17 protein-coding genes are annotated in these 19,776 nt (G+C 65.0%); 11 read left to right on the top strand and 6 right to left on the bottom strand.

What is annotated here, in order from left to right:
• Nucleotides 1-111 precede the first annotated feature (111 nt).
• A complete protein-coding gene (locus ABIA42_RS25690) occupies nt 112-1,605 on the bottom strand; it encodes a hypothetical protein (protein WP_370119887.1) in 1,494 nt (497 codons plus the stop codon).
• A gap of 467 nt (nt 1,606-2,072) precedes the next feature.
• Here ABIA42_RS25690 and ABIA42_RS25685 point away from each other — a divergent pair, with 467 nt between their 5' ends.
• Nucleotides 2,073-2,753 (top strand): TetR/AcrR family transcriptional regulator, encoded by a 681-nt coding sequence (locus ABIA42_RS25685; protein WP_028180633.1) that lies wholly within the window; start codon nt 2,073-2,075, stop codon nt 2,751-2,753.
• 146 nt (nt 2,754-2,899) lie between these two features.
• On the opposite strand, the gene pyk is transcribed toward ABIA42_RS25685, so the two are convergent.
• Nucleotides 2,900-4,336, bottom strand: coding sequence for a pyruvate kinase (gene pyk, locus ABIA42_RS25680; protein WP_271529643.1), 1,437 nt, complete (start codon nt 4,334-4,336; stop codon nt 2,900-2,902).
• Nucleotides 4,333-4,926, bottom strand: coding sequence for a DUF1036 domain-containing protein (locus ABIA42_RS25675; RefSeq protein WP_370119892.1), 594 nt, complete (start codon nt 4,924-4,926; stop codon nt 4,333-4,335). Before ABIA42_RS25675 ends, pyk begins: the two co-directional genes overlap by 4 nt.
• 166 nt (nt 4,927-5,092) lie before the next feature.
• Between ABIA42_RS25675 and ABIA42_RS25670 the strand changes: the two genes are divergently transcribed.
• The 3 genes from ABIA42_RS25670 to ABIA42_RS25660 all read left to right on the top strand — a co-directional run bounded on the left by ABIA42_RS25670 (nt 5,093) and on the right by ABIA42_RS25660 (nt 7,717).
• Nucleotides 5,093-5,398 (top strand): DUF1244 domain-containing protein, encoded by a 306-nt coding sequence (locus ABIA42_RS25670; protein WP_194389820.1) that lies wholly within the window; start codon nt 5,093-5,095, stop codon nt 5,396-5,398.
• Between the two features lie 196 nt (nt 5,399-5,594).
• Nucleotides 5,595-5,867, top strand: a complete 273-nt coding sequence (locus ABIA42_RS25665; protein ID WP_008546273.1) for a DUF2312 domain-containing protein — start codon at nt 5,595-5,597, stop codon at nt 5,865-5,867.
• 83 nt (nt 5,868-5,950) lie between these two features.
• Entirely contained in the window at nt 5,951-7,717 is a 1,767-nt protein-coding gene (locus ABIA42_RS25660) for an adenylate/guanylate cyclase domain-containing protein (RefSeq protein WP_271529641.1), read from the top strand.
• 47 nt (nt 7,718-7,764) lie between these two features.
• On the opposite strand, the gene ABIA42_RS25655 is transcribed toward ABIA42_RS25660, so the two are convergent.
• From ABIA42_RS25655 to ABIA42_RS25645, 3 genes are all read right to left on the bottom strand, one after another.
• Nucleotides 7,765-9,381, bottom strand: a complete 1,617-nt coding sequence (locus ABIA42_RS25655; protein WP_370119896.1) for a DUF882 domain-containing protein — start codon at nt 9,379-9,381, stop codon at nt 7,765-7,767.
• 285 nt (nt 9,382-9,666) lie between these two features.
• The gene (locus tag ABIA42_RS25650; protein WP_370119899.1) at nt 9,667-11,856 is read right to left on the bottom strand and encodes a murein L,D-transpeptidase; all 2,190 of its coding nucleotides are present in this window, start codon (nt 11,854-11,856) and stop codon (nt 9,667-9,669) included.
• A gap of 351 nt (nt 11,857-12,207) precedes the next feature.
• Entirely contained in the window at nt 12,208-13,704 is a 1,497-nt protein-coding gene (locus ABIA42_RS25645; protein WP_370119902.1) for a sigma-54-dependent transcriptional regulator, read from the bottom strand.
• A gap of 127 nt (nt 13,705-13,831) precedes the next feature.
• On the opposite strand from ABIA42_RS25645, the gene ABIA42_RS25640 reads away from it, so the two are divergent.
• The 7 genes from ABIA42_RS25640 to ABIA42_RS25610 all read left to right on the top strand — a co-directional run bounded on the left by ABIA42_RS25640 (nt 13,832) and on the right by ABIA42_RS25610 (nt 19,771).
• Nucleotides 13,832-15,769 (top strand): M3 family oligoendopeptidase, encoded by a 1,938-nt coding sequence (locus tag ABIA42_RS25640; protein ID WP_370119905.1) that lies wholly within the window; start codon nt 13,832-13,834, stop codon nt 15,767-15,769.
• Nucleotides 15,770-15,841: 72 nt separating this feature from the next.
• Nucleotides 15,842-16,108: an AbrB/MazE/SpoVT family DNA-binding domain-containing protein gene (locus ABIA42_RS25635; RefSeq protein ID WP_050994984.1), complete on the top strand. Its 267-nt coding sequence runs from the start codon at nt 15,842-15,844 to the stop codon at nt 16,106-16,108.
• Complete coding sequence (locus ABIA42_RS25630) at nt 16,105-16,491, top strand: type II toxin-antitoxin system death-on-curing family toxin (RefSeq protein WP_370143666.1); 387 nt, start codon at nt 16,105-16,107, stop codon at nt 16,489-16,491. Before ABIA42_RS25635 ends, ABIA42_RS25630 begins: the two co-directional genes overlap by 4 nt.
• A 96-nt stretch (nt 16,492-16,587) precedes the next feature.
• Nucleotides 16,588-16,740 carry an aa3-type cytochrome c oxidase subunit IV gene (locus tag ABIA42_RS25625; protein WP_008136857.1) on the top strand — a complete coding sequence of 51 codons (153 nt, stop codon included), beginning with the start codon at nt 16,588-16,590 and terminating at the stop codon, nt 16,738-16,740.
• Nucleotides 16,741-16,877: 137 nt separating this feature from the next.
• Nucleotides 16,878-18,005, top strand: coding sequence for a Re/Si-specific NAD(P)(+) transhydrogenase subunit alpha (locus ABIA42_RS25620; protein WP_370119911.1), 1,128 nt, complete (start codon nt 16,878-16,880; stop codon nt 18,003-18,005).
• Between the two features lie 11 nt (nt 18,006-18,016).
• A complete protein-coding gene (locus ABIA42_RS25615) occupies nt 18,017-18,334 on the top strand; it encodes a proton-translocating transhydrogenase family protein (protein ID WP_028180801.1) in 318 nt (105 codons plus the stop codon).
• 39 nt (nt 18,335-18,373) lie between these two features.
• Nucleotides 18,374-19,771 carry an NAD(P)(+) transhydrogenase (Re/Si-specific) subunit beta gene (locus ABIA42_RS25610; RefSeq protein WP_370119915.1) on the top strand — a complete coding sequence of 466 codons (1,398 nt, stop codon included), beginning with the start codon at nt 18,374-18,376 and terminating at the stop codon, nt 19,769-19,771.
• Nucleotides 19,772-19,776 lie beyond the last annotated feature (5 nt).

Below are 19,776 nucleotides of genomic sequence, written 5' to 3'. Positions count from 1 at the left end.
TGATCCGGACAAGTGTGCACCGGTTTTCCGAAAGATCATGCTCAAGCAATGACCTGAAGCGCTATGACGATTCGTCCTAATCGCATCGCACTCTAGCGGCCTTGTTTTGGCTCACCGTGATGCGGAAGGCGGCGGCGTCGGCGCGGCGTCGCGGACGTGAACCACGGCGATATCATCCGCATAGAGCCGCTTCCATCCTGGTAAATGGTCCATGATCCTGGCGGCGGGAATGGTGGTGTTCAGCAGCGTCGCGTCGATCCGGTAGGTCTCGAGCAGGCGCAGCAGGGTGTCCACGTTCTTGCCCTCGACGGCATCGAAATAGTCGAGCACGAACTGCTCGCCATACAGCTCGGCGCGGCCATCGATGAAGCTCTTGATGTTGCGGGTGATCAGGTAGCCGCCGATCGGAGCGGTGCTGAAGATCCGCTGCGCGTGCCGTTTTTCGAGCAGGTCGACCGCGGCCGCAGGCGATTGATTGCCGATGAACGCATACCGGACCGGCGTGGCATAGGACCGCGTGATGCTCCAGCCGGCCGCGACGATGGCCAGCGCCGCGATTGCGGTCAGGGCAAAGGAGGGCCGCGCCTCGCTTCCCTTCAGCGCGGGCGCTCTCGTCACTCCGAAATGTTCGGCGAACGGTTTGGCCAGCACGAGGGGCGTCAACAGCGCGAAGGCCTCGATGTTTCTGACGTGGTTGAGTGCCGCCCAGATCAGCCCGAGCAGCAGGAAAATGCGGGTCCATGACAGCACCACCCCGCTGCAATAGCCGATGGCGATCAAACCGAGCAGACTGGCGCCAAACAGATCGAGCGAGCTGAAGTCGGCCGGCATCCACTCCCAGATCAACGAGAGCAGCTTGCCGAGGCTGAGGATCTTGGTCGACGCCAGGAGCGTGTTCCAGCCATAGGGCGTGCAGCAGCTTGCGGCGAGCGCGGCAAGGCCGAACACGGCCCAGCGCGCCGCCAGTGCAACCCGGTCCTTGCGATCGCAGGACGCGATCGCATCGAGGCCGATGGCTCCGATCAGGGCCAGGCCCATGACGAAGCCGCCGTGAAGATTGGCCCACAGCGCCATCAGGGGCAGCAACAGCCAGGACGGCGCGCTACGCCGATCGGCGGCCGCCAGCAGCCCGCCGACGAAGGCCACCATGACGGGCAGCGCCAGCATGTGCGGGCGCGCGAGAAAATGACCCATCGACATGAAGAGGAGCGGGGTGACGAGCACGAAGGCGCGTGCCGGCTCCAGATAGGGCTCGAGCAGGTAAACGAAGATCGCCGCGGTCGCGCCGATCGCGAGCGATGTCAGGATGACCACGCCCGACCAGTTCGATGGCTCGTAGACCAGTGCGAACAGGACTTGCGACAGCCAGGAGCTCGAGATCCACGCCTCGCCGGCGCGCGTGAACGAATAGATGTCGGTGTAGGGCATTGCGCGGTGTTCGAGGATCCACTGCCCGATCTTGATCTGCCACAGCGTGTCCGAATCCCGCAGCATGATGTCGCCGACGCCCAGAAAGAACAGGTAGACGCCGACGCCGATGCAGACCGGCAAAAGCCAGCGCGCAACGCCGCGGACGGGAACGCTGCTGATGACGGAAATCGACATTGGAGTCTCGGGGTTGGGCGACCGCGCGCAACGGCATCTGAGCACGACCGCCTTTAAGCTCGGGTAAGCGAACCTACAAGTTTATAATCGTAGCGCACTCCCAGGCGGAATACTCACAGGCGGAACAGCGACCACTGAACTCAAATTGTGAACTGGCGGTCCAAGCCCTCGAAGAACGCGTTCGGCCGCGCGATGGGTTTGTTGCACATCGAACGGACTGGCCAAGTGTGACGTTGATCCCGCGCTGCTCCGGGCAAACTCCCAGCGTTTGGACGGCGGCCTCGACAAAATGCCGTCGATGCAGGCTTGGCGCCTCCGTCCGCTCGCAATGACGCTTCACGCATTTCCCATCTTGTCATTCACCCTGAATAGTTGTTCAGTCCTTGCGGGGCGATTTGCATCTTTCGACGTGACGAAGCGTTTGGCCGCAGGGGCGTGTGGCCGGCGTGTGGGACAGGAAGCGCGCCATGGTTTATCGGCGGACGCATCAAGTGGTGAAGCGCCTTGCGGCGCGGCGGAGCGCGATTCTGGCGGCGGCGCGGGATGCGGCCGCGGAAGGCGGAATGGCGGCGGTGCAGATCGCGCCCGTCGCGGTCCGGGCCAATGTCGCGGCCGGCACGGTCTACCGCTACTTCCCCTCCAAGGCCGACCTGATCTCCGAGCTCATTGCCGAGGTCTCCCGCGACGAGCTCGCGGCGATCCGAAGGGCCGCCGACGCCGCGCCGGGGCCGTCCTCGGCGCTGGCGGCGGCCGTGACCACCGTGGCGGTCCATACCCTGTCGCAGCGCAGGCTGGCCTGGGGCATCCTGGCCGAGCCTGTCGATGTCGATGTCAGTGCCTCGCGCCTCGCCAGCCGGCGCGAGATCGCGGGCGAAATCGCCGCGCGAATCGATGCCGCCGTGCGCGCCGGCCACCTGCCGGCTCAGGATACAGCGCTCGCCGCCACCGCATTGCTCGGCGCGCTGCACGAGGCCCTGGTCGGGCCGCTCGCGCCCGACAATCTCGATGATCCCGTCAAGATGCGCGATGCGGTGCAGACCGTGACGCTGCTGGCGCTGCGCGCGGTCGGCGTCATGGACGCCCGCGCCCGCGGCCTCGTGGTGCAGCAGACGCTGCTGCCGACGACGAAGGCGCTGGTGGGGGCGTAAAATCGGCCACGCGACGAGGTGGAGACCTGATCGCACTCAGGCCGTTGCTCGGGCTCGCCTTTTCGAAGAACCGCAGCACGCGCGCCGAAGTCGCCGTCTACTGTGCATGGGGTTGTTTTCGCACTTTTTGTTGGAGCGGCCGGAAATCACATGTTGGCGTCGCCTTCGGGGCCGACCGAGGCGATGCGCACCATGTTGGTGGTGCCGGGAATGCCGAGCGGCACGCCGGCGACGATGATCACGCGCTGGCCGGCGCGGACAAATCCGTCCCGGAACGCGATCTGGCCGGCGCGGCTCACCATGTCGTCCTGGTCGCGCGCGTCTTCCGCCACCACGCAATGCACGCCCCAGACGACTGCGAGCCTGCGGCCGGCAGCGATGTTCGGCGTGATCGCCACGATCGGCGGTTTCGGCCGCTCCCGCGCAACACGCACGGCGGTCGAGCCCGAGCTGGTCCAGCAGATCAGGGCAGGCAGGTCGAGCGTCTCGGCGATCTGCCGGGCGGCGTCCGCGATGGCGTCGCCCACGGTGGATTCAGGAGCGGGGCGCTGAGCCATGATCACCGACCGGTAGGTCGGGTCGCGCTCGACCTCCTCGCCGATGCGGTTCATGGTCGAGACCGCCTCGACCGGGAATTTGCCGGCCGCCGATTCCGCCGACAGCATGATGGCGTCGGCCCCCTCGTAGACGGCCGTGGCGACGTCGGAGACCTCGGCGCGGGTCGGCACCGGCGACTGGATCATCGATTCCAGCATCTGGGTCGCGATCACCACCGGTTTGCCGGCGCGGCGCGCCATCCGCGTCATCTGCTTCTGCAGGCTCGGCACGCGCTCGAGCGGCAGTTCGACGCCGAGATCGCCGCGCGCCACCATCAGCGCGTCGGAGGCCTCGATGATGTCGGCGAGGCGATCGATCGCCTGCGGCTTCTCGATCTTGGCCATCACGGCGGCGCGGCCGCGGATCATCTTCTTGGCCTCGATGACGTCCTCGGCGCGCTGCACGAACGATAGCGCGATCCAGTCGACGCCGGTGACCAGGGCCGCCTCGAGGTCGGCGCGGTCCTTCGGCGTCATGGCGGAGACCGGCAGGTCGGTGTCGGGCAGGCTGACGCCCTTGCGGTCGCTCATCTTGCCGCCGACGACGACACGCGTCACCGCGTGCTCTTTCGAGGTCTCCTCCGCGATCAGCCGCACCTTGCCGTCGTCGAGCAGCAGCGCATGGCCCGGCCGCAGCGCCGCCAGGATCTCCGGATGCGGGAGGTGGACGCGCGTGGCATCGCCCGGCGTCTTGTCGGAATCCAGCGTGAAGGTCTGCCCGTTCTGGAGCTGGACCGCGCCTTCGGCGAAAGCGCCGAGCCTCAGCTTCGGACCCTGGAGGTCCACCAGGATGCCGATCGGCCGGCCATAGCTGCTCTCGACGTTGCGGATCGTCGCCACCAGTTCCCGCATCGTGTCATGCGGGGTGTGGCTCATGTTGATGCGGAACAGGTCGGCGCCGGCCTCGAACAGGCGGCGGATCATCGCGAGGTCAGAAGAAGCCGGTCCCAGGGTCGCGAGAATCTTGATACGGCGAAGACGCCTCATGGCTTATTTCCAGACGGGGGCGAAGGCGCTGGCGGGAGGCCAGGCGCGGCGGGGGGCGTACCACCGGGCGGACCATTGGGCAAACCGGGAACGCCGCCCGGGCCAACCGGGCCGGGCAGGCCAGGTACGCGTTGCTGCGCCGGCTGTTCGTTGGCGTCGGTCAGCTGCACCGTCCAGGCCCGCTGCTCACCGGTGTCGACTTCGAAGTAGCCGGTCCGATCATAGCCGCGCGCGAGGCAATCCTCGGTGCCGCGGATGGTGAACTCCTTGTCGCGCGAGCACATGAAGGCCTGGCCCGACCATTCGCCGCCGCGGTCATAGTCGATGGCGTAGATGTAGTAGTAGCGGGCGACCAGCGTGCCCCGGAGCAGCGTCTCACAAGAGCGCGACGAGATGTTCCACCAGCCCTCGGTGGTCCAGCCCTCGGCATCCTTGTAGCCGAGCGCAATCCCGACGCGGCTCGAAGTGTTGTTGCAGAGGCGGAAATCGGCCGAGGCCGGGCTGGCGCAAAGGCACAGCAGGGCGGCGACCAGCACCGGGACCAACCGGGCAAGCAGGCGAAGCGGGAAGCGGGGAGATTCGGCAATCATTGTCGCGGAAGCTATACCAGATCATTGACGATTTGGCGTTGGGCCGGGGCGCGCCCCGAAGCCGGGCTTTGGCCCGTTTGCGCCGCGATATGGCAAAATCTGTGACAGGACCCACCTGATCCCGTAAGGGTGACCGCTATCGGGACGGGCCCTAGGGAATACAGCCATGGCAATCGACGACAAAACCAGAACGGAGCTCGAGGCGGCGGCTTTCCGGCGCCTGGTCGACCATTTGAAGACACGGACGGACGTCCAGAACATCGATCTGATGAATCTGGCGGGCTTCTGCCGCAACTGCCTGTCCAACTGGCTCAAGGACGCCGCGGACGCCCAGGGCGTGCCCTTGAGCAAGGACGAGAGCCGGGAGGCCGTCTACGGCATGCCCTACGAGACCTGGAAGGCGAAATACCAGGGCACGGCCACGCCCGAGCAGCTCGAGACGATGAAGAAGGTCCATCCCCACGGGCATTGAACGGCCCGACCTCCATCGCCCGAGTCGCACCCAGACAACAGCTTTCTTCGCCTCGGCGCAGGAAGGTGTGGGCGCGCTGTGGACGAGCGCGATGCTTGCTTGAATGCAGCTGGCCCCAACCCTAAGGGTCTACCCAGCACGCGCGGTGAGGGATGCCGGCGTCACCTCGTTTTGCCAGTTCCATTGGGAGTACAAGATGGCCACCTCCGCCGCCGTCCGCGACGACGAGCCCGCGACGAAATTTGCCAAGGACCAGCTCAAGTCCATCATCGAGCGCATCGAGCGGCTGGAGGAAGAGAAGAAGGCGATCTCCGACGACATCCGCGACGTCTATGCCGAAAGCAAGGGTAACGGCTACGACGTCAAGGCGCTGCGCACCATCGTGCGCCTGCGCAAGCAGGACCCCAACGAGCGCGCCGAGGCCGAGACCATTCTCGAGACCTACATGCAGGCGCTGGGGATGATCTGAGGCGCATCGCCCGGGTGTTGCCGCGCAACACGCTTGGGCAGAACCTCCGCGTCTGCTAGAGTGCTCGGTGAAGGGACCGAGCGATGGATGTGCCGGGACCAGAGCGCAGGCTCGCCGCGGTCCTCGCCGCCGACATGGTCGGTTTTAGCCGGCTCATGGAGGTCGACGAGGCTGGCACTCTCGCGCGCCTCAAGACCCATCGGGTCGAACTGATCGATCCAGCCATTGCCAAGAACCGCGGCCGTATCATCAAGACGACCGGCGACGGCATGCTGGCCGAATTCCACAGCGTCGTCGATGCCGTGCTCTGTGCCGTCGAGGTTCAGCGCCGGATGGCGCGGCGCAATGCCGACGTCCCGCCGCCGCGGTGGATACAATTCCGCATCGGCATCAATCTGGGCGATGTCATCGTCGATCAGAACGACATTTTCGGCGATGGCGTCAACGTCGCGGCGCGGCTGGAGGCGCTGGCCGAGCCTGGAGGAATCTGCGCTTCAGGCGCCGTGCGCGATCAGGTCGGCGACCGGCTGGACGGGGTTCAGTTCGATGATCTCGGTGAACAGAGCGTCAAGAACATCGCTCGCCCGATCCGCGTCTTCCGCATTCGGCTGGTGGAGGGGCCTGCAGGCCTGCTCGACGGGTCGAACACTGCGCTGACGCCACCGGGTGTCTCGAAGAAGCCGTCCATCGCCGTGCTGCCATTCGCCAATATGAGTGGCGATCCGGAGCAGGAGTTCTTCGCGGACGGTCTCACCGAGGACATCATCACCGAGCTTTCACGCTTTCACGATCTGCTTGTCATCTCCCGCAACTCAACGTTCGTCTACAAGGGCAAGGCCGTAAAGGTTCAGGACATCGGCCGCGAATTCGGAGTCGACTACGTCATCGAAGGCAGCGTGCGGAAGGCCGGGGAGCGCGTTCGCGTCACCGTGCAGCTGATCGATGCAGAGACCGATCGCCATATCTGGGCCGAACGCTACGACCGCGAGCTCCAGGACATCTTTGCCATCCAGGACGAGATGACCCGCGCGATCGTGGCGACTTTGCCCGGCCGGGTAGAAGCCGCAACGCACGACCGCACCAAGCGCAAGCCGACCGACAACATGCCCGCTTACGAATGCGTGCTGGCTGCAAAGCTCCTGCATCACCGGTCAAACCGGGACGACAACGCCCAGGCGCAGACGCTGCTCAACCGCGCGCTGGCGATGGATCCGAACTATGCCCACGCTCATGCCTGGATGGCATGCGTGCTCGGCCAGTGCTGGATCTATGGCTGGTGCGCCGACCGCGAGGCGACCTTCGAGCAGGTGGCTTCGGAACTCGAGATCGCGCTGGCACTCGATGACAATGACGCGGACGTGCACCGGATTCTCGCCGCACTCAATCTGACGCGTCACGACTACGAGAAGGCCACCTATCATCAGGAGCGTGCGCTCGCCCTCAACCCGAATTACGACCTGGTGGTCGTGCAACAGGGGGAGCTCCTGACCTGGCTGGGTCTGCCGGAGGAGGGCATCGACTGGATCAGGAAAGCGATGCGTCTCAACCCCTATCATCCCGAGCGCTTCTGGAGCCACCTGGGCCGCGCCTACTATTGCGCGGAGAAATACGCTGAGGCCGCGGAGGCGTTTTCAAGGATCACACGACCCGACTATACCCATCATGCGTTCCTGGCGGCGACGTTCGCGCAGATGAAGAATGCGATCGCGGCCGGCGCTCACGCCGCGGAGGTCCTGAAGCGCGAACCAGGTTTCTCGGTGGCAGTTCATCTTGCGACGCTGCACTACAAGCGCGAACTCGACCGGCAGCGCCACGAGTCCGGCCTCATCGCGGCTGGCCTTCCGGCTTGATCGATCCGAGCGAGGGAGAGCAGAAAGAGCCTTGTCGGACCCGGGATTCAGCGCAGCGCGGCGGTGCGCACGACGAAGGACATCGTCTCGAGCTTTGCGGTCGCGCTGCCTGAAAAATTCTCGCAGGACAGGCCATGCATGGGATCGTCGGCAAAACCCATCGCAATCACGGATCGCGGCTTGACGAAATAGGCACGCAGCGCAACCGTGTCGAGCTCGCCCATCAGCGTCACCGACATCGCGCGGCTGGCGCTCGGCGACAGCATCACGATCTTGAGCCAGATGCTTTCGCCGGCCGCGGAGAGGCGGGTGGCGGTGGCGATCCTGCCGTCGATGCTCTTGCCGACCACCATGTTGATCTCCGTCGCCTGAGCCACGCTGCGGGAGGCAGCAGCGGTGCGGGCGGTGCGCGGGATCGGCGCGGAGGCTGCGACGACATTGGCGCGGTCAACCGGGGAGGCGGCCGGCGCGTAAGCCAGTGCCTGGAAGGCTGCGTTGGACACGCTCGCGGTTGCTTGCGGCTCGGTGGCGGCGGCCAGCGCCTGACGCGCCTTCAACGCTGCGACCTGAGCCGGCGTCGCCTGCTGCGGCGCGGCCGGGACATCATCCCAGAAGCCGCGGGCATTGATGATGTCGGCCGGGGTCTCCAGCTTGCCCTCAACAGACTTGCCGGTCGCCGGCTTGTCAGCCACGGGCGCGGGTTTCGGCTTGGCCGGCGCAACGACCTGCGCATCGGCCGAGGCGAGCTGGAGGGTTGCGGCGATCTGCGGCTTTGCGCGCGGCGTCGGCACCGGCTCGGCGGGCCTGGCGGCGGCTGCGACCACGGTCGGCGCGGACGGCTTCGCGGCCGTTGCGGGCGCGCCCTCGTCGTCCTCGTCGCTGCTCGCGGCGGGAGCCGGCTTGCTCCTGAACAAGGCGGCGAAGAAATTCGGCTTGCTGCCGGCGTCGTCGCCGCTGCCGCGCCGCTCGATCTCGGCCTTTGCCAGCTCATAGTTCTTCAGCGGAACGCCGTCGGTCGGCAGATGCACTGTCTTGCCGTCCGGGAAGACGCGGGCGAGCTGGTCATGCGTCATGCGCGGCCAGTGCCGGACGCTGCCGGTGTCCAGATGCACGAAGGGCGAGCCGGAGGTCGGATAGAAACCGACGCCGCCGCGCTGTAGGCGCAGGCCGGCGAAACGGATCTGCTCCAGCGGCACGCCCGGGATGTAGAAGTCCATCGCATGTCCCAGCATGTGCTGGCTGGAGCGCGCCACGCCGGAGGAGCGACGTCGGAGCATGGCGTTGGTGGCGGGGGAGCGATAGGAGGAGATGATCTGGATCGGCTGCTTGCCGTCGACGTCGCGATAGACTTCCCAGAGGATGTCGAAGAGGCGACGGTCCATGACCGTTTCATCCTGGGTGCGCCAGTCGCGCAGGAAATGGTTGAGCTGCTTCAGCGCGGCCTCGTCATAGCGGCCGTCGCGCTTGAAGGTGACGGTGATGTCTTCGCCGGAATGCGTGTGGTGGAAGGAGAGCGTCTTGGTCTCGTTCAGCGCCGCGGCGTCGTGAACCGAGCCTGCGGCGGCAAGCAGCAACACGGAGGCGAGGCCGATCCGGGATCCGGCCTTCACCCCCGCATGGGACAACGACAGCACAACGAATTTGCGTGCGAGACCAGTCAGCACGTATGAGCCCACCCAGTCGACGAGCGTTCAAAATGGACTCTCCCGCCAACCCCGTTAGCAGCGCGAAGAGGATGAACGCTTTCTTAAAGCAAGAAGGTTAATTCGAGGTTGACCTTCCCGCCCCCAAACCAAGTCAGAATACAATCCTAAGCGGTTGACTGTGGCCAAAAAAAGCCCGCTGCCCAGGCCCAGGTTGACGATGGTTAACGTTAAGCGACCCCATCCCGGGGGACGGGGTCGCTGATATCATTGCGGTATTTCCGGAAACGAGGCGCCGAGCCGGGCTCAGCGGGTAAACACCCGCTGCTGCTGCGGGCGGCGGCCGACCGGAGCCGGCGGCGGGGTGGGAGCCGCCCCGAACAGCCGCTCGAAAAAGTTCGGGCCGGACGAACCGAAGCCACCGCCATTGTTGGCCACCGCCACGCCGGAGGGCAACGTCGTCGCTGGCCGCGAATAGCTCGGCTGGGAGTGGGCGACGACGCTCTCCAGGTCCTTGCCGCGGCTGTTCTTCAGGATGTTGATCATGGTCGCATCGCGGCCGTAGATGTCCTTGCGGAATTGCAGCTTGCCGGCGTCATCCACGAACGCAGTCTGATAGGTGATGTTGACCGGGATCGGGGTCGGGAATTTCAGATCGATCTCGCTCTTGCCGTACATGCTGCGCACGCGCTCCGGCGTGTACTTCTCGTTCGGCATGGTGATGTTGAGCAGCACGGAGGCGTATTGATCCGGATTCTGCACGCGCATGCAGCCATGGCTGAATGCGCGTTCGTCCCTGGCGAACAAATGCTTGTCCGGCGTGTCGTGCTGATAGACCAGGAACTTGTTCGGGAAGTTGAAGCGGACGCGGCCGAGCGCGTTGGCTTCGCCGGGCGGCTGCGAGATGTGCACCGAGCCGTCGCGGTTCTGCTCGAGCTTGAGGCCCATGCGCTGAAGCACGGTCGGGTCCTGCTGCAGCGCCGGCAGGTATTCGTTGTAGACGATCGACGGCGGCACGTTCCAGGTCGGATTGACCGTGATGTACTTCATCGTCTCGGTGAGCAGCGGGGTGGCGTGCTGGCCCGGCTTGCCGGTGACGACGCGGGTGGTCCAGACCTGCTGGCCGCGCTGCATCACCTTCAGCGTGAAGTCGGGAATGTTGAGGATGACATAGGCATCACCCAGCGAAGGCGCGCCGAGGTCTCGCGGCAGCCAGCGCCAGCGCTCCATGTTCACCACCACCACGTCGATCTGCTTGTCGCGCTTGGGGGTGTTGAGCGCCTTGACCGTCTTGTCGTCGAGGATGCCGGTCGACTTCATCTCGGCGCCGCTCTGGAATTTGCGCACGGCCTCGGCGACCGCCGCGTCGTAGCGGGTGTCGCTGGCGTTCTCGGCGAGGCCGAGCTTGGCGCGGAGCTGCGGCACGCGCGGATCTTCGACGACGATTTCAGCGTGCTTCTTGCTGGCCGGGGTGTATTTCAGCGCCGGGCCGTCGGCGATCTCGATCACAGGGCCGTTGCCCTGGCCGCGCAGCTCGGCGAGCTTGGCTTTCAGCTCCTTGTAGAGCTTGTGCGGCGGGTTGTAGCTGTCGAGCGCTGCGGAAGCATCCGCGGCCGTCGTGACCTTGGCGAGCACCTCGTTGGGATCGACCGGATGCTCCGGATAGAGAATGTCGCCGCTGACCTGCGACCAATGCATGCGGCCGCTCTGGGCATGGCGCGCGTAGTCGAACATGCTGGCGGTGAGCTTGAGCTCGGCATCCGCCAGCGCATCGGGCGTCGTGGCGGCGGCGAAATCCGGCAACGGATAGTCGGCGGGATTGAGGCCGTCGGAGGCCGCGTCCTTCAGCCGCGCGATCACGCCCTTCGCCGCAGCGGTCGGGTTGCCGCCTTGCGTCCAGACCGGCGCGAAATCGCGTGCGCCGTAAAACTTCTCGATCGCGGCGCGCTCGTTCTTGCGGTCGAAATAGCGCGAGGTCTTGGCGCCGATGATGTCCTTGAGCTTGTCCGCGACCGGCTGGTCGGCTGCGGGCACGTTGCTCGCGGCCTTCACCGGCTCGGCGGCGGGAGCCGCTGCAGCAGGTGCCGCCGGCGTGACGGTCGCGGTGTCAGCCTTTGCAGGCTCGGTGTTTGCAGGCTCGGTTTTCGCAGTCTCGCTCTTCGGTGCTTCAGGCGCCGGCGTGGTGGCGACGTCGGACGGCCTGGTCTCGACCTTGTCCGGCGCCGGCGCGGCGTCCGCCTTGACGGACTCCTTCGCGATTTCCTTGGTGGGATCCTGCACCGTGGCGGTGGTGTCGAGCTTGATGTCGGCTGCGGTGGGGGGCGGGACGTTTGCCGGCTCGGGGCGCGGGATCGCAGCTTCGATCGCGAGTTCGGCGGCGCTGCTGCGCGCCTGGTCCTGCGCCAGCGCCGAGCTGGCGGACACCGCGAGGAAGGTCGCTGCGACCGTCATCAAGACACGGTCAAAGCCCGCACGGTGGTTCAAACAGTCACGCATTGTGTCGCACCCCTCGGGTGAGCTGTCCCCTCGTGGAACAGCTTCGTTATCGCCTATTGATGAGCTTCGGCTAAACCGCGCCGGCCTCTCGAAAGTTGCACGCCTGCACGCAACGATTCTTACGCAGACGATATACAGGCCCCGATTCTGCGGCCAGCGCTACCCGGGACAACTCACGACAAACTGACTTCAAGGCAGCCTCTTGGCAACGGATGGTGCGCTTCTGCCACGCGGTTTTCCCTCTGTCTGTCACTTCCAGGTCACGGTTCAAATCACAGTCGAATTCCGTCGTCATGCGAACGGCTTACAGCTGTCGCGCACCGTCGCGCGAACCTTCCGTTCGCACCCGGCTCAGTGCGTCTCCTCGCCGCTTTTGCCGCCATGTCCGGGAACCCCGGCCTCGTCGAGTTTGCGGTAGAGCGTTGACCGGCCGATCTTGAGGCGGCGAGCCACTTCAGACATCTGGCCGCGATAATGCGAGATCGCGAAGCGGATGATCTCGTTCTCCATGTCCTCCAGCGCGCGGACATCACCGGTCGCGGTGAGCATGGCGAGAGTTCCCACGGCGGGGAGTGGCGCGATCGGTATTTCGTTACCTGATACCACCGAAGGCATCGCCGCCGGCTCGAGCATCAGCGGAGCGGTCGGAATATCCGTGACGGGATGCGGCTGCGAGGCGAGCAGGGGGAAATCGGCAATGTCGAGCTGGTCGCCGTCGCTCATCACCACGGCGCGGTAGACCGCGTTTTCGAGCTGGCGGATGTTGCCGGGCCAGTCGAGCTGGGCCAGATGCGCGACCGCCTCGCCGCTGATGCCGGAGATCGGGCGATTCTCCTCGGCGGCAAAGCGCGCCAGGAAATGCCTGAGCAGATGCGGGATGTCCTCGCGCCGGGCACGCAGCGAGGGGATCGTCAGCGGCAGCACGTGCAGGCGATAGAACAGGTCTTCCCGGAAATGTCCCTGCTTCACCCGCTCCAGCAGCTTGCGATTTGTTGCCGAGATGATGCGGACGTCGACCTTGACCGGCTTGCGGCCGCCGACGGCCTCCACGGCACCTTCCTGGAGCGCACGCAGCAGCTTCACCTGCGCGGTCAGCGGCAGCTCGCTGACCTCGTCCAGAAACAGCGTGCCGCCATGAGCCTCGACAAACTTGCCCATGTGCCGCTCGGTGGCGCCGGTGAAGGCGCCCTTCTCGTGGCCGAACAGGATGGACTCGACGAGGTTGTCGGGAATCGCGCCGCAATTGACCGCGACGAACGGCTTGGCCTTGCGCTCGCCGCTGCCATGGATGGCGCGCGCGAACATTTCCTTGCCGACGCCGGACTCGCCCTCGATCAGCACGGGGATCGCGGAATTCGCCGCCTTCTGCGCGGCTCGCATCACCGGGGTCATTGCCTCAGCGCGCGTGATGATGTCGGAGAAAGTCAGCCGGCCCTCACGGCTGTGACGGATGCGCTGCAATTCGCCCTTGAGCGCGGACGTGTTGAGCGCGTTGCGCAAGGAGACCTGGAGCCGCTCCACGCCGACCGGCTTGACGACGAAATCGGCCGCGCCCGCGCGCATCGCCGAGATCACGTTGTCGATGCCGCCATGGGCGGTCTGCACGATGACGGGGATGCTCAGGCCGGCTTCGCGGATTTTCGCAAGTACGCCCATGCCGTCGAGGCCGGGCATCACGAGATCGAGGATGACGGCGTCGATGGCCGGTGCATCGGGGGCGGTGAGGGTGGCAATTGCGGCGTCCCCGGAGTCCACGACGACCGTCTCATAGCCGCATTTCTGCACCATGTTCTCGACCAGCCGGCGGGCTACAGCGTCGTCGTCGGCGATCAAAATACTGGCAGCCATGGTGTTCCCCGCACGCTACTACTATCTGTCTCGAATCGGGGCACTCTGGCCGAAGCCGATTAACGCATGCTTAAGCCTTGATGCCCCCGCCCGCCGTCGCGATTGTTGAACACAGGTTTTCCACACAATGACTTCGCGCTCCAAGACCGCACTCGCAAAATCTGCACTCCGCAAGCCAGCCACCAAGAAATCCGCCGCCAAGAAAAAATCCTCCGAGCCTTCGCCCGCCAAACCTTCACTCGCCAAACCTTCGCTCGCCAAGCCTTCACTTGCAAAGGCTGCGAGCAAGACCGGCAAGCTTCCGGAGTGGAACCTCGCCGATCTCTATTCCGGGATCGACGCGCCGGAAGTGGCGCGCGATCTCGAAAAGTTGGATGCCGACTGCGTCGCCTTCGAGACGGACTACAAGGGCAAGCTGGCAACAGGGACAGCAAACGAAGATGGCGGAAAATGGCTCGCTGAAGCCGTGCGACGCTATGAGGCGATCGACGATCTCGCCGGCCGTCTCGGCTCCTATGCCGGTCTCGTCCATGCCGGCGACAGCGTGGACCCTGCGATTTCAAAGTTTTACGGCGACGTGTCCGAGCGCCTGACGGCGGCGTCGACGCATCTTCTGTTCTTCGCGCTCGAGCTCAATCGGATCGATGACGATATTTTGAACCGCGCGATGCAGGCGGCCGAGCTCGCCTACTACCGTCCCTGGATCGAAGACTTGCGCAAGGAGAAGCCGTATCAGCTCGACGACAAGCTCGAGCAGCTCTTCCTGGAGAAGGCGCAGACCGGCTATTCCGCCTTCAACCGGCTGTTCGACCAGACCATCTCGGGCCTGCGCTTCAAGGTCGGCTCCAAGGAGCTCGCGATCGAGCCGACGCTCAATCTGCTGCAGGACCGCGACGGCGCCAAACGCAAGAGCGCAGCGGAAGCCCTGGCGAAGACCTTCGAGGCCAACGAGCGCACCTTTGCGCTGATCACCAACACGCTGGCCAAGGACAAGGACATCTCCGACCGCTGGCGCGGCTTCAAGGACGTCGCGGATTCCCGCCATCTCAACAACCGGGTCGAGCGCGAGGTGGTGGATGCGCTGGTCGCCTCGGTGCGCGCGGCCTATCCGAAGCTGTCGCATCGCTATTATGCGCTGAAGGCGAAGTGGTTCGGCAAGAAGCGGCTGGCCTATTGGGACCGCAACGCGCCGCTGCCGTTTGCGGCCACCGACGTCATTGCCTGGCCGGAGGCGCGAAGCATGGTGCTGACGGCCTATCGCGGCTTCTCGCCCAGGATGGCCGATATCGCCGAGCGCTTCTTCACCGATCGCTGGATCGATGCGCCGGTGCGGCCGGGCAAGGTGCCGGGGGCGTTCTCGCATCCGACCACGCCGTCGGCGCATCCCTACGTGCTGATGAACTACCAGGGCAAGCCGCGCGACGTGATGACGCTCGCGCATGAGCTTGGCCATGGCGTGCACCAGGTGCTGGCGGCGAAGAACGGCGCGTTGATGGCGCCGACGCCGCTGACGCTGGCGGAGACCGCGAGCGTGTTCGGCGAAATGCTCACGTTCAAGCGGCTGCTTGCCCAGACCAGGAATGCAAGACAGCGCCAGGCGCTGCTCGCCGGCAAGGTCGAGGACATGATCAACACCGTGGTGCGGCAGATCGCGTTCTATTCCTTCGAGCGCGCGGTCCACACCGAGCGCAAGAACGGCGAGCTCACCGCGACGCGGCTCGGCGAGATCTGGCTGTCGGTGCAGGGCGAGAGCTTAGGACCTGCGATCGAGATCAAGGCGGGCTACGAGAACTATTGGATGTACATCCCGCATTTCATCCATTCGCCGTTCTACGTCTACGCCTATGCCTTCGGCGACTGCCTCGTGAACTCGCTCTACGCCGTCTACGAGAATGCGGCCGAAGGCTTTGCCGAGCGCTATCTCGACATGCTCGCCGCCGGCGGCACCAAACACTATTCCGAGCTGCTGCGCCCATTCGGGCTCGACGCCAAGGATCCCAAATTCTGGGACGGCGGGCTCAGCGTCATCGCCGGGATGATCGACGAGCTGGAGGCGATGGGCTGAGGTAGGGCCGTAAAACATTTGTTGAACGATCGCTCGGGGTCATGTTATACAAGTGTATAACGAGGTGTGGCCATGAACGAGAATGCGGACCCCAAGGATCTGAAGAACGAGTCCACCGTGCTCCAGGTGCGCAAGATAGGCAATTCGATCGGCGTCATCTTGCCGAAGGAGCTCGCGGCTCGTCTGAATCTCAAAGAGGGCGACAAGCTGTTTCCGGTCGAGCAATCGGACGGTGGTGTCTTGCTGACGCCGCGTGATCCCGACTTCGAAAAAGCGATGGAAGTCGCGCGGCGAGGTATGAAGCGTTATCACAACGCCCTCGCCGAGCTTGCCAAATGAGCGAGCCGTTCTGGCTGACGCGTCGGATCATCATTGCGATCCATGACGAACAGCTGGCGACCCATGGCGGTGCAAGCGGTCTTCGAGACGAAGGCATGCTCGAATCCGCGCTCGATCGGCCCAGAAACAAATGGTCTTACGAGAGCGCCGATCTTCCTGAATTGGCGGCGGCATACGCTTTCGGCATCGCGCGCAATCATCCGTTCGTCGACGGCAAGAAACGCACGTCTCTGCTGGCGCTGTACACGTTTCTCGGCGTGAACGGCATCGACTTCGTCGTGCCGGAGGCAGAAGCGGCAGCCATGATCCTGTCGCTCGCTTCCGATGAGGTCAGCGAGGAGAGCCTCGCGCGCTGGATCCGCGACAATTTGGATTCCAAATGACCCGATTTGCGGGAAAACCCCGCCTTGGTGCCGTTGCCCTGTTCAAATCTTTAAGGTATCCCAGCCCGAGAATTCGACTTTCGACTGGGGACATCCATGGCTGACCATAGTGAAGTGGCGTACACCACCGCCGACGGCAATGACTACGTTGCCCACGAGCAGACCTATGAGGGCTTCATCAAGCTGGTGAAGTACGGCACGGCCTCGGTCGCGCTCATCGTGATCCTGATGGCGATCTTTCTCACCTGATCCATCGCCTGCCGCACCGCCAGCGTCGTCGGTGCCCATAAAATTTGCATTCAAGCCGGTCCCAAAACCGGTATCCAACGTTGCGGGAGTAACGCTAAGTTCGCGTGCGCGCTTTTTCCCGCGTCGCCGGAGGCCTCATGAAGATTGCCGTTGCCAAGGAAATCGATCCGTCGGAGCCGCGCGTCGCCGCTTCGCCTGACACGGTGAAGAAGTTCAAAGCGCTGGGCGCCGAGGTTGCCGTCGAGCCGAGCGCCGGTATCAAGTCGGGCCTGCCGGATTCCGAATTCACCGCGGCTGGCGCCACCATCAGTGCCGACGCGCTCAAGGAAGCGGACATCATCATCAAGGTGAAGCGCCCTGAGGCGTCCGAGCTCGCGCAGTACAAGCGCGGCGCGCTCGTCATCGCGATCATGGATCCCTACGGCAACGACGCGGCGCTCAAAGCGATGGCCGATGCCGGCATTTCCGCATTCGCCATGGAGCTGATGCCACGCATCACCCGCGCGCAGGTGATGGACGTGCTGTCCTCGCAGGCGAATCTCGCCGGCTACCGCGCCGTGATCGAGGGCGCCGAGGCCTTCGGCCGCGCCTTCCCGATGATGATGACGGCCGCCGGCACCGTGCCTGCGGCCAAAGTGTTCGTGATGGGCGTCGGCGTCGCCGGCCTCCAGGCGATCGCGACCGCGCGCCGCCTCGGCGCTGTCGTCACGGCCACGGACGTGCGTCCCGCCACCAAGGAGCAGGTCGAATCGCTCGGCGCGAAATTCCTCGCGGTCGAGGACGAGGAGTTCAAGAACGCACAGACCGCCGGCGGCTACGCCAAGGAAATGTCCAGGGAGTACCAGGCCAAGCAGGCCGCGCTCACCGCCGAGCACATCAAGAAGCAGGACATCGTGATCACGACCGCGCTGATTCCGGGCCGGCCGGCGCCGAAGCTCGTCAGCGCCGACATGGTCAGGTCGATGAAGCCGGGTTCGGTGCTGGTCGATCTCGCCGTCGAGCGCGGCGGCAATGTCGAGGGTGCGAAGCCGGGCGAGGTGGTCGATGTCGATGGCATCAAGATCGTCGGCTACACCAACGTCGCCGGCCGCGTCGCGGCTTCGGCTTCCAGCCTCTATGCCCGCAATCTGTTCTCCTTCATCGAGACCATGGTCGACAAGAAAGAGAAGAAGCTCGCCGTCAACTGGGACGACGAGCTGGTCAAGGCCACCGCGCTGACGAAAGACGGCGCCGTGATCCATCCGAACTTCCAGCCGAAGGTTTAAGGAGAGCCGCCATGGAGCATGCAGCACAGCTCGTCGACCCCTTCATCTTCCAGCTGTCGATCTTCGTCCTCGCCGTCTTCGTCGGCTATTTCGTCGTCTGGTCGGTGACGCCGGCGCTGCATACGCCGCTGATGAGCGTCACCAACGCGATCTCCTCGGTGATCGTGGTCGGCGCGCTGCTCGCGGTGGGGGTCGGCATGATTTCGAGCGGCTCGGGCTGGGCGCGCGGCTTCGGCTTCGTCGCGCTCGTCTTCGCCTGCGTGAACATCTTCGGCGGCTTCCTTGTCACCCAGCGCATGCTGGCGATGTACAAGAAGAAGTCGAAGTGAGTGGCCACCTCGGGCTGAAGGGATCAATGGGGACCTGAGATGAGCGCCAATCTCTCTGCATTCTTGTATCTCGTGGCGGGGGTGCTGTTCATCCTGTCGCTGCGCGGGCTGTCGAGCCCGGCATCGTCGCGCCAGGGCAATCTGTTCGGCATGATCGGCATGGCGATCGCGGTCGCCACCACGCTCGCGAGCCATCCGCCGGCCGACGGCGTGGCGTGGATCCTCGTCATCCTCGCGGTCGCGATCGGCGGCGGCGTCGGCGCGGTGATCGCCCGCCGCGTGCCGATGACCTCGATGCCGGAACTGGTCGCCGCCTTCCACTCGCTGGTCGGCATGGCCGCAGTGCTGGTCGCGGCCGGCGCGTTCTACGCGCCAGAGGCCTTCGGCATCGGGACCCCCGGCAACATCCATCCGCAGAGCCTGGTCGAGATGTCGCTCGGCGTCGCAATCGGCGCGCTGACCTTCACCGGCTCGGTGATCGCGTTCCTGAAGCTGTCCGCCCGCATGAGCGGCGCGCCGATCCTCCTGCCGTTCCGCCACATCATCAACATCGCGCTGGCCCTGGCGCTGGTGTTCTTCATCGTCGGCCTCGTGCTGTCAGGCAGCGCGTTCGACTTCTGGATGATCGTTGTCCTCGCGCTGGCGCTCGGCGTGCTCATGATCATCCCGATCGGCGGCGCCGACATGCCGGTCGTGATCTCGATGCTGAACTCCTATTCCGGCTGGGCCGCGGCCGGCATCGGATTCACGCTCGGCAATTCCGCGCTGATCATCACCGGCGCGCTGGTCGGCTCCTCCGGCGCGATCCTGTCCTACATCATGTGCCACGCGATGAACCGGTCCTTCATCTCGGTCATCCTCGGCGGCTTCGGCGGCGAGACCGCCGCGGCCGGTGGGGCAACCGGCGAGCAGAAGCCGGCCAAGCTCGGCTCGGCGGACGACGCAGCCTTCATCATGAAGAACGCTTCCAAGGTCATCATCGTGCCCGGTTACGGCATGGCGGTGGCCCAGGCCCAGCACGCGCTGCGCGAAATGGCGGACATGCTGAAGAAGGAAGGCGTCGAGGTGAAATACGCCATTCACCCGGTGGCCGGCCGCATGCCCGGCCACATGAACGTGCTGCTCGCCGAAGCCAATGTGCCCTATGACGAGGTGTTCGAGCTCGAGGACATCAACTCCGAATTCGCCCAGGCCGACATCGCCTTCGTGATCGGCGCCAACGACGTCACCAACCCCGCTGCCGAAGAGGACAAGTCCTCGCCGATCTACGGCATGCCGGTGCTCCAGGTCTGGAAGGCCGGCACCGTGATGTTCATCAAGCGCTCGCTCGCCTCTGGTTACGCGGGCATCGACAACCCGCTGTTCTATCGCGACAACACCATGATGCTGCTCGGCGACGCCAAGAAGGTCACCGAGAACATCGTCAAGGCGATGTAGCGCGA

This window comes from Bradyrhizobium sp. USDA 327 (genome assembly GCF_041262065.1).
Lineage (GTDB): Bacteria > Pseudomonadota > Alphaproteobacteria > Rhizobiales > Xanthobacteraceae > Bradyrhizobium > Bradyrhizobium liaoningense.
This window is presented reverse-complemented; position numbering and strand designations above follow the sequence as displayed.

Coding starts and splice junctions, on each gene's coding strand:
- ABIA42_RS25690 (WP_370119887.1), bottom strand. CDS start 1,605: ATGTCGATTTCCGTCATCAGCAGCGTTCCCGTCCGCGGCGTTGCGCGC.
- ABIA42_RS25685 (WP_028180633.1), top strand. CDS start 2,073: ATGGTTTATCGGCGGACGCATCAAGTGGTGAAGCGCCTTGCGGCGCGG.
- pyk (WP_271529643.1), bottom strand. CDS start 4,336: ATGAGGCGTCTTCGCCGTATCAAGATTCTCGCGACCCTGGGACCGGCT.
- ABIA42_RS25675 (WP_370119892.1), bottom strand. CDS start 4,926: ATGATTGCCGAATCTCCCCGCTTCCCGCTTCGCCTGCTTGCCCGGTTG.
- ABIA42_RS25670 (WP_194389820.1), top strand. CDS start 5,093: ATGGCAATCGACGACAAAACCAGAACGGAGCTCGAGGCGGCGGCTTTC.
- ABIA42_RS25665 (WP_008546273.1), top strand. CDS start 5,595: ATGGCCACCTCCGCCGCCGTCCGCGACGACGAGCCCGCGACGAAATTT.
- ABIA42_RS25660 (WP_271529641.1), top strand. CDS start 5,951: ATGGATGTGCCGGGACCAGAGCGCAGGCTCGCCGCGGTCCTCGCCGCC.
- ABIA42_RS25650 (WP_370119899.1), bottom strand. CDS start 11,856: ATGCGTGACTGTTTGAACCACCGTGCGGGCTTTGACCGTGTCTTGATG.
- ABIA42_RS25645 (WP_370119902.1), bottom strand. CDS start 13,704: ATGGCTGCCAGTATTTTGATCGCCGACGACGACGCTGTAGCCCGCCGG.
- ABIA42_RS25640 (WP_370119905.1), top strand. CDS start 13,832: ATGACTTCGCGCTCCAAGACCGCACTCGCAAAATCTGCACTCCGCAAG.
- ABIA42_RS25635 (WP_050994984.1), top strand. CDS start 15,842: ATGAACGAGAATGCGGACCCCAAGGATCTGAAGAACGAGTCCACCGTG.
- ABIA42_RS25630 (WP_370143666.1), top strand. CDS start 16,105: ATGAGCGAGCCGTTCTGGCTGACGCGTCGGATCATCATTGCGATCCAT.
- ABIA42_RS25625 (WP_008136857.1), top strand. CDS start 16,588: ATGGCTGACCATAGTGAAGTGGCGTACACCACCGCCGACGGCAATGAC.
- ABIA42_RS25620 (WP_370119911.1), top strand. CDS start 16,878: ATGAAGATTGCCGTTGCCAAGGAAATCGATCCGTCGGAGCCGCGCGTC.
- ABIA42_RS25615 (WP_028180801.1), top strand. CDS start 18,017: ATGGAGCATGCAGCACAGCTCGTCGACCCCTTCATCTTCCAGCTGTCG.
- ABIA42_RS25610 (WP_370119915.1), top strand. CDS start 18,374: ATGAGCGCCAATCTCTCTGCATTCTTGTATCTCGTGGCGGGGGTGCTG.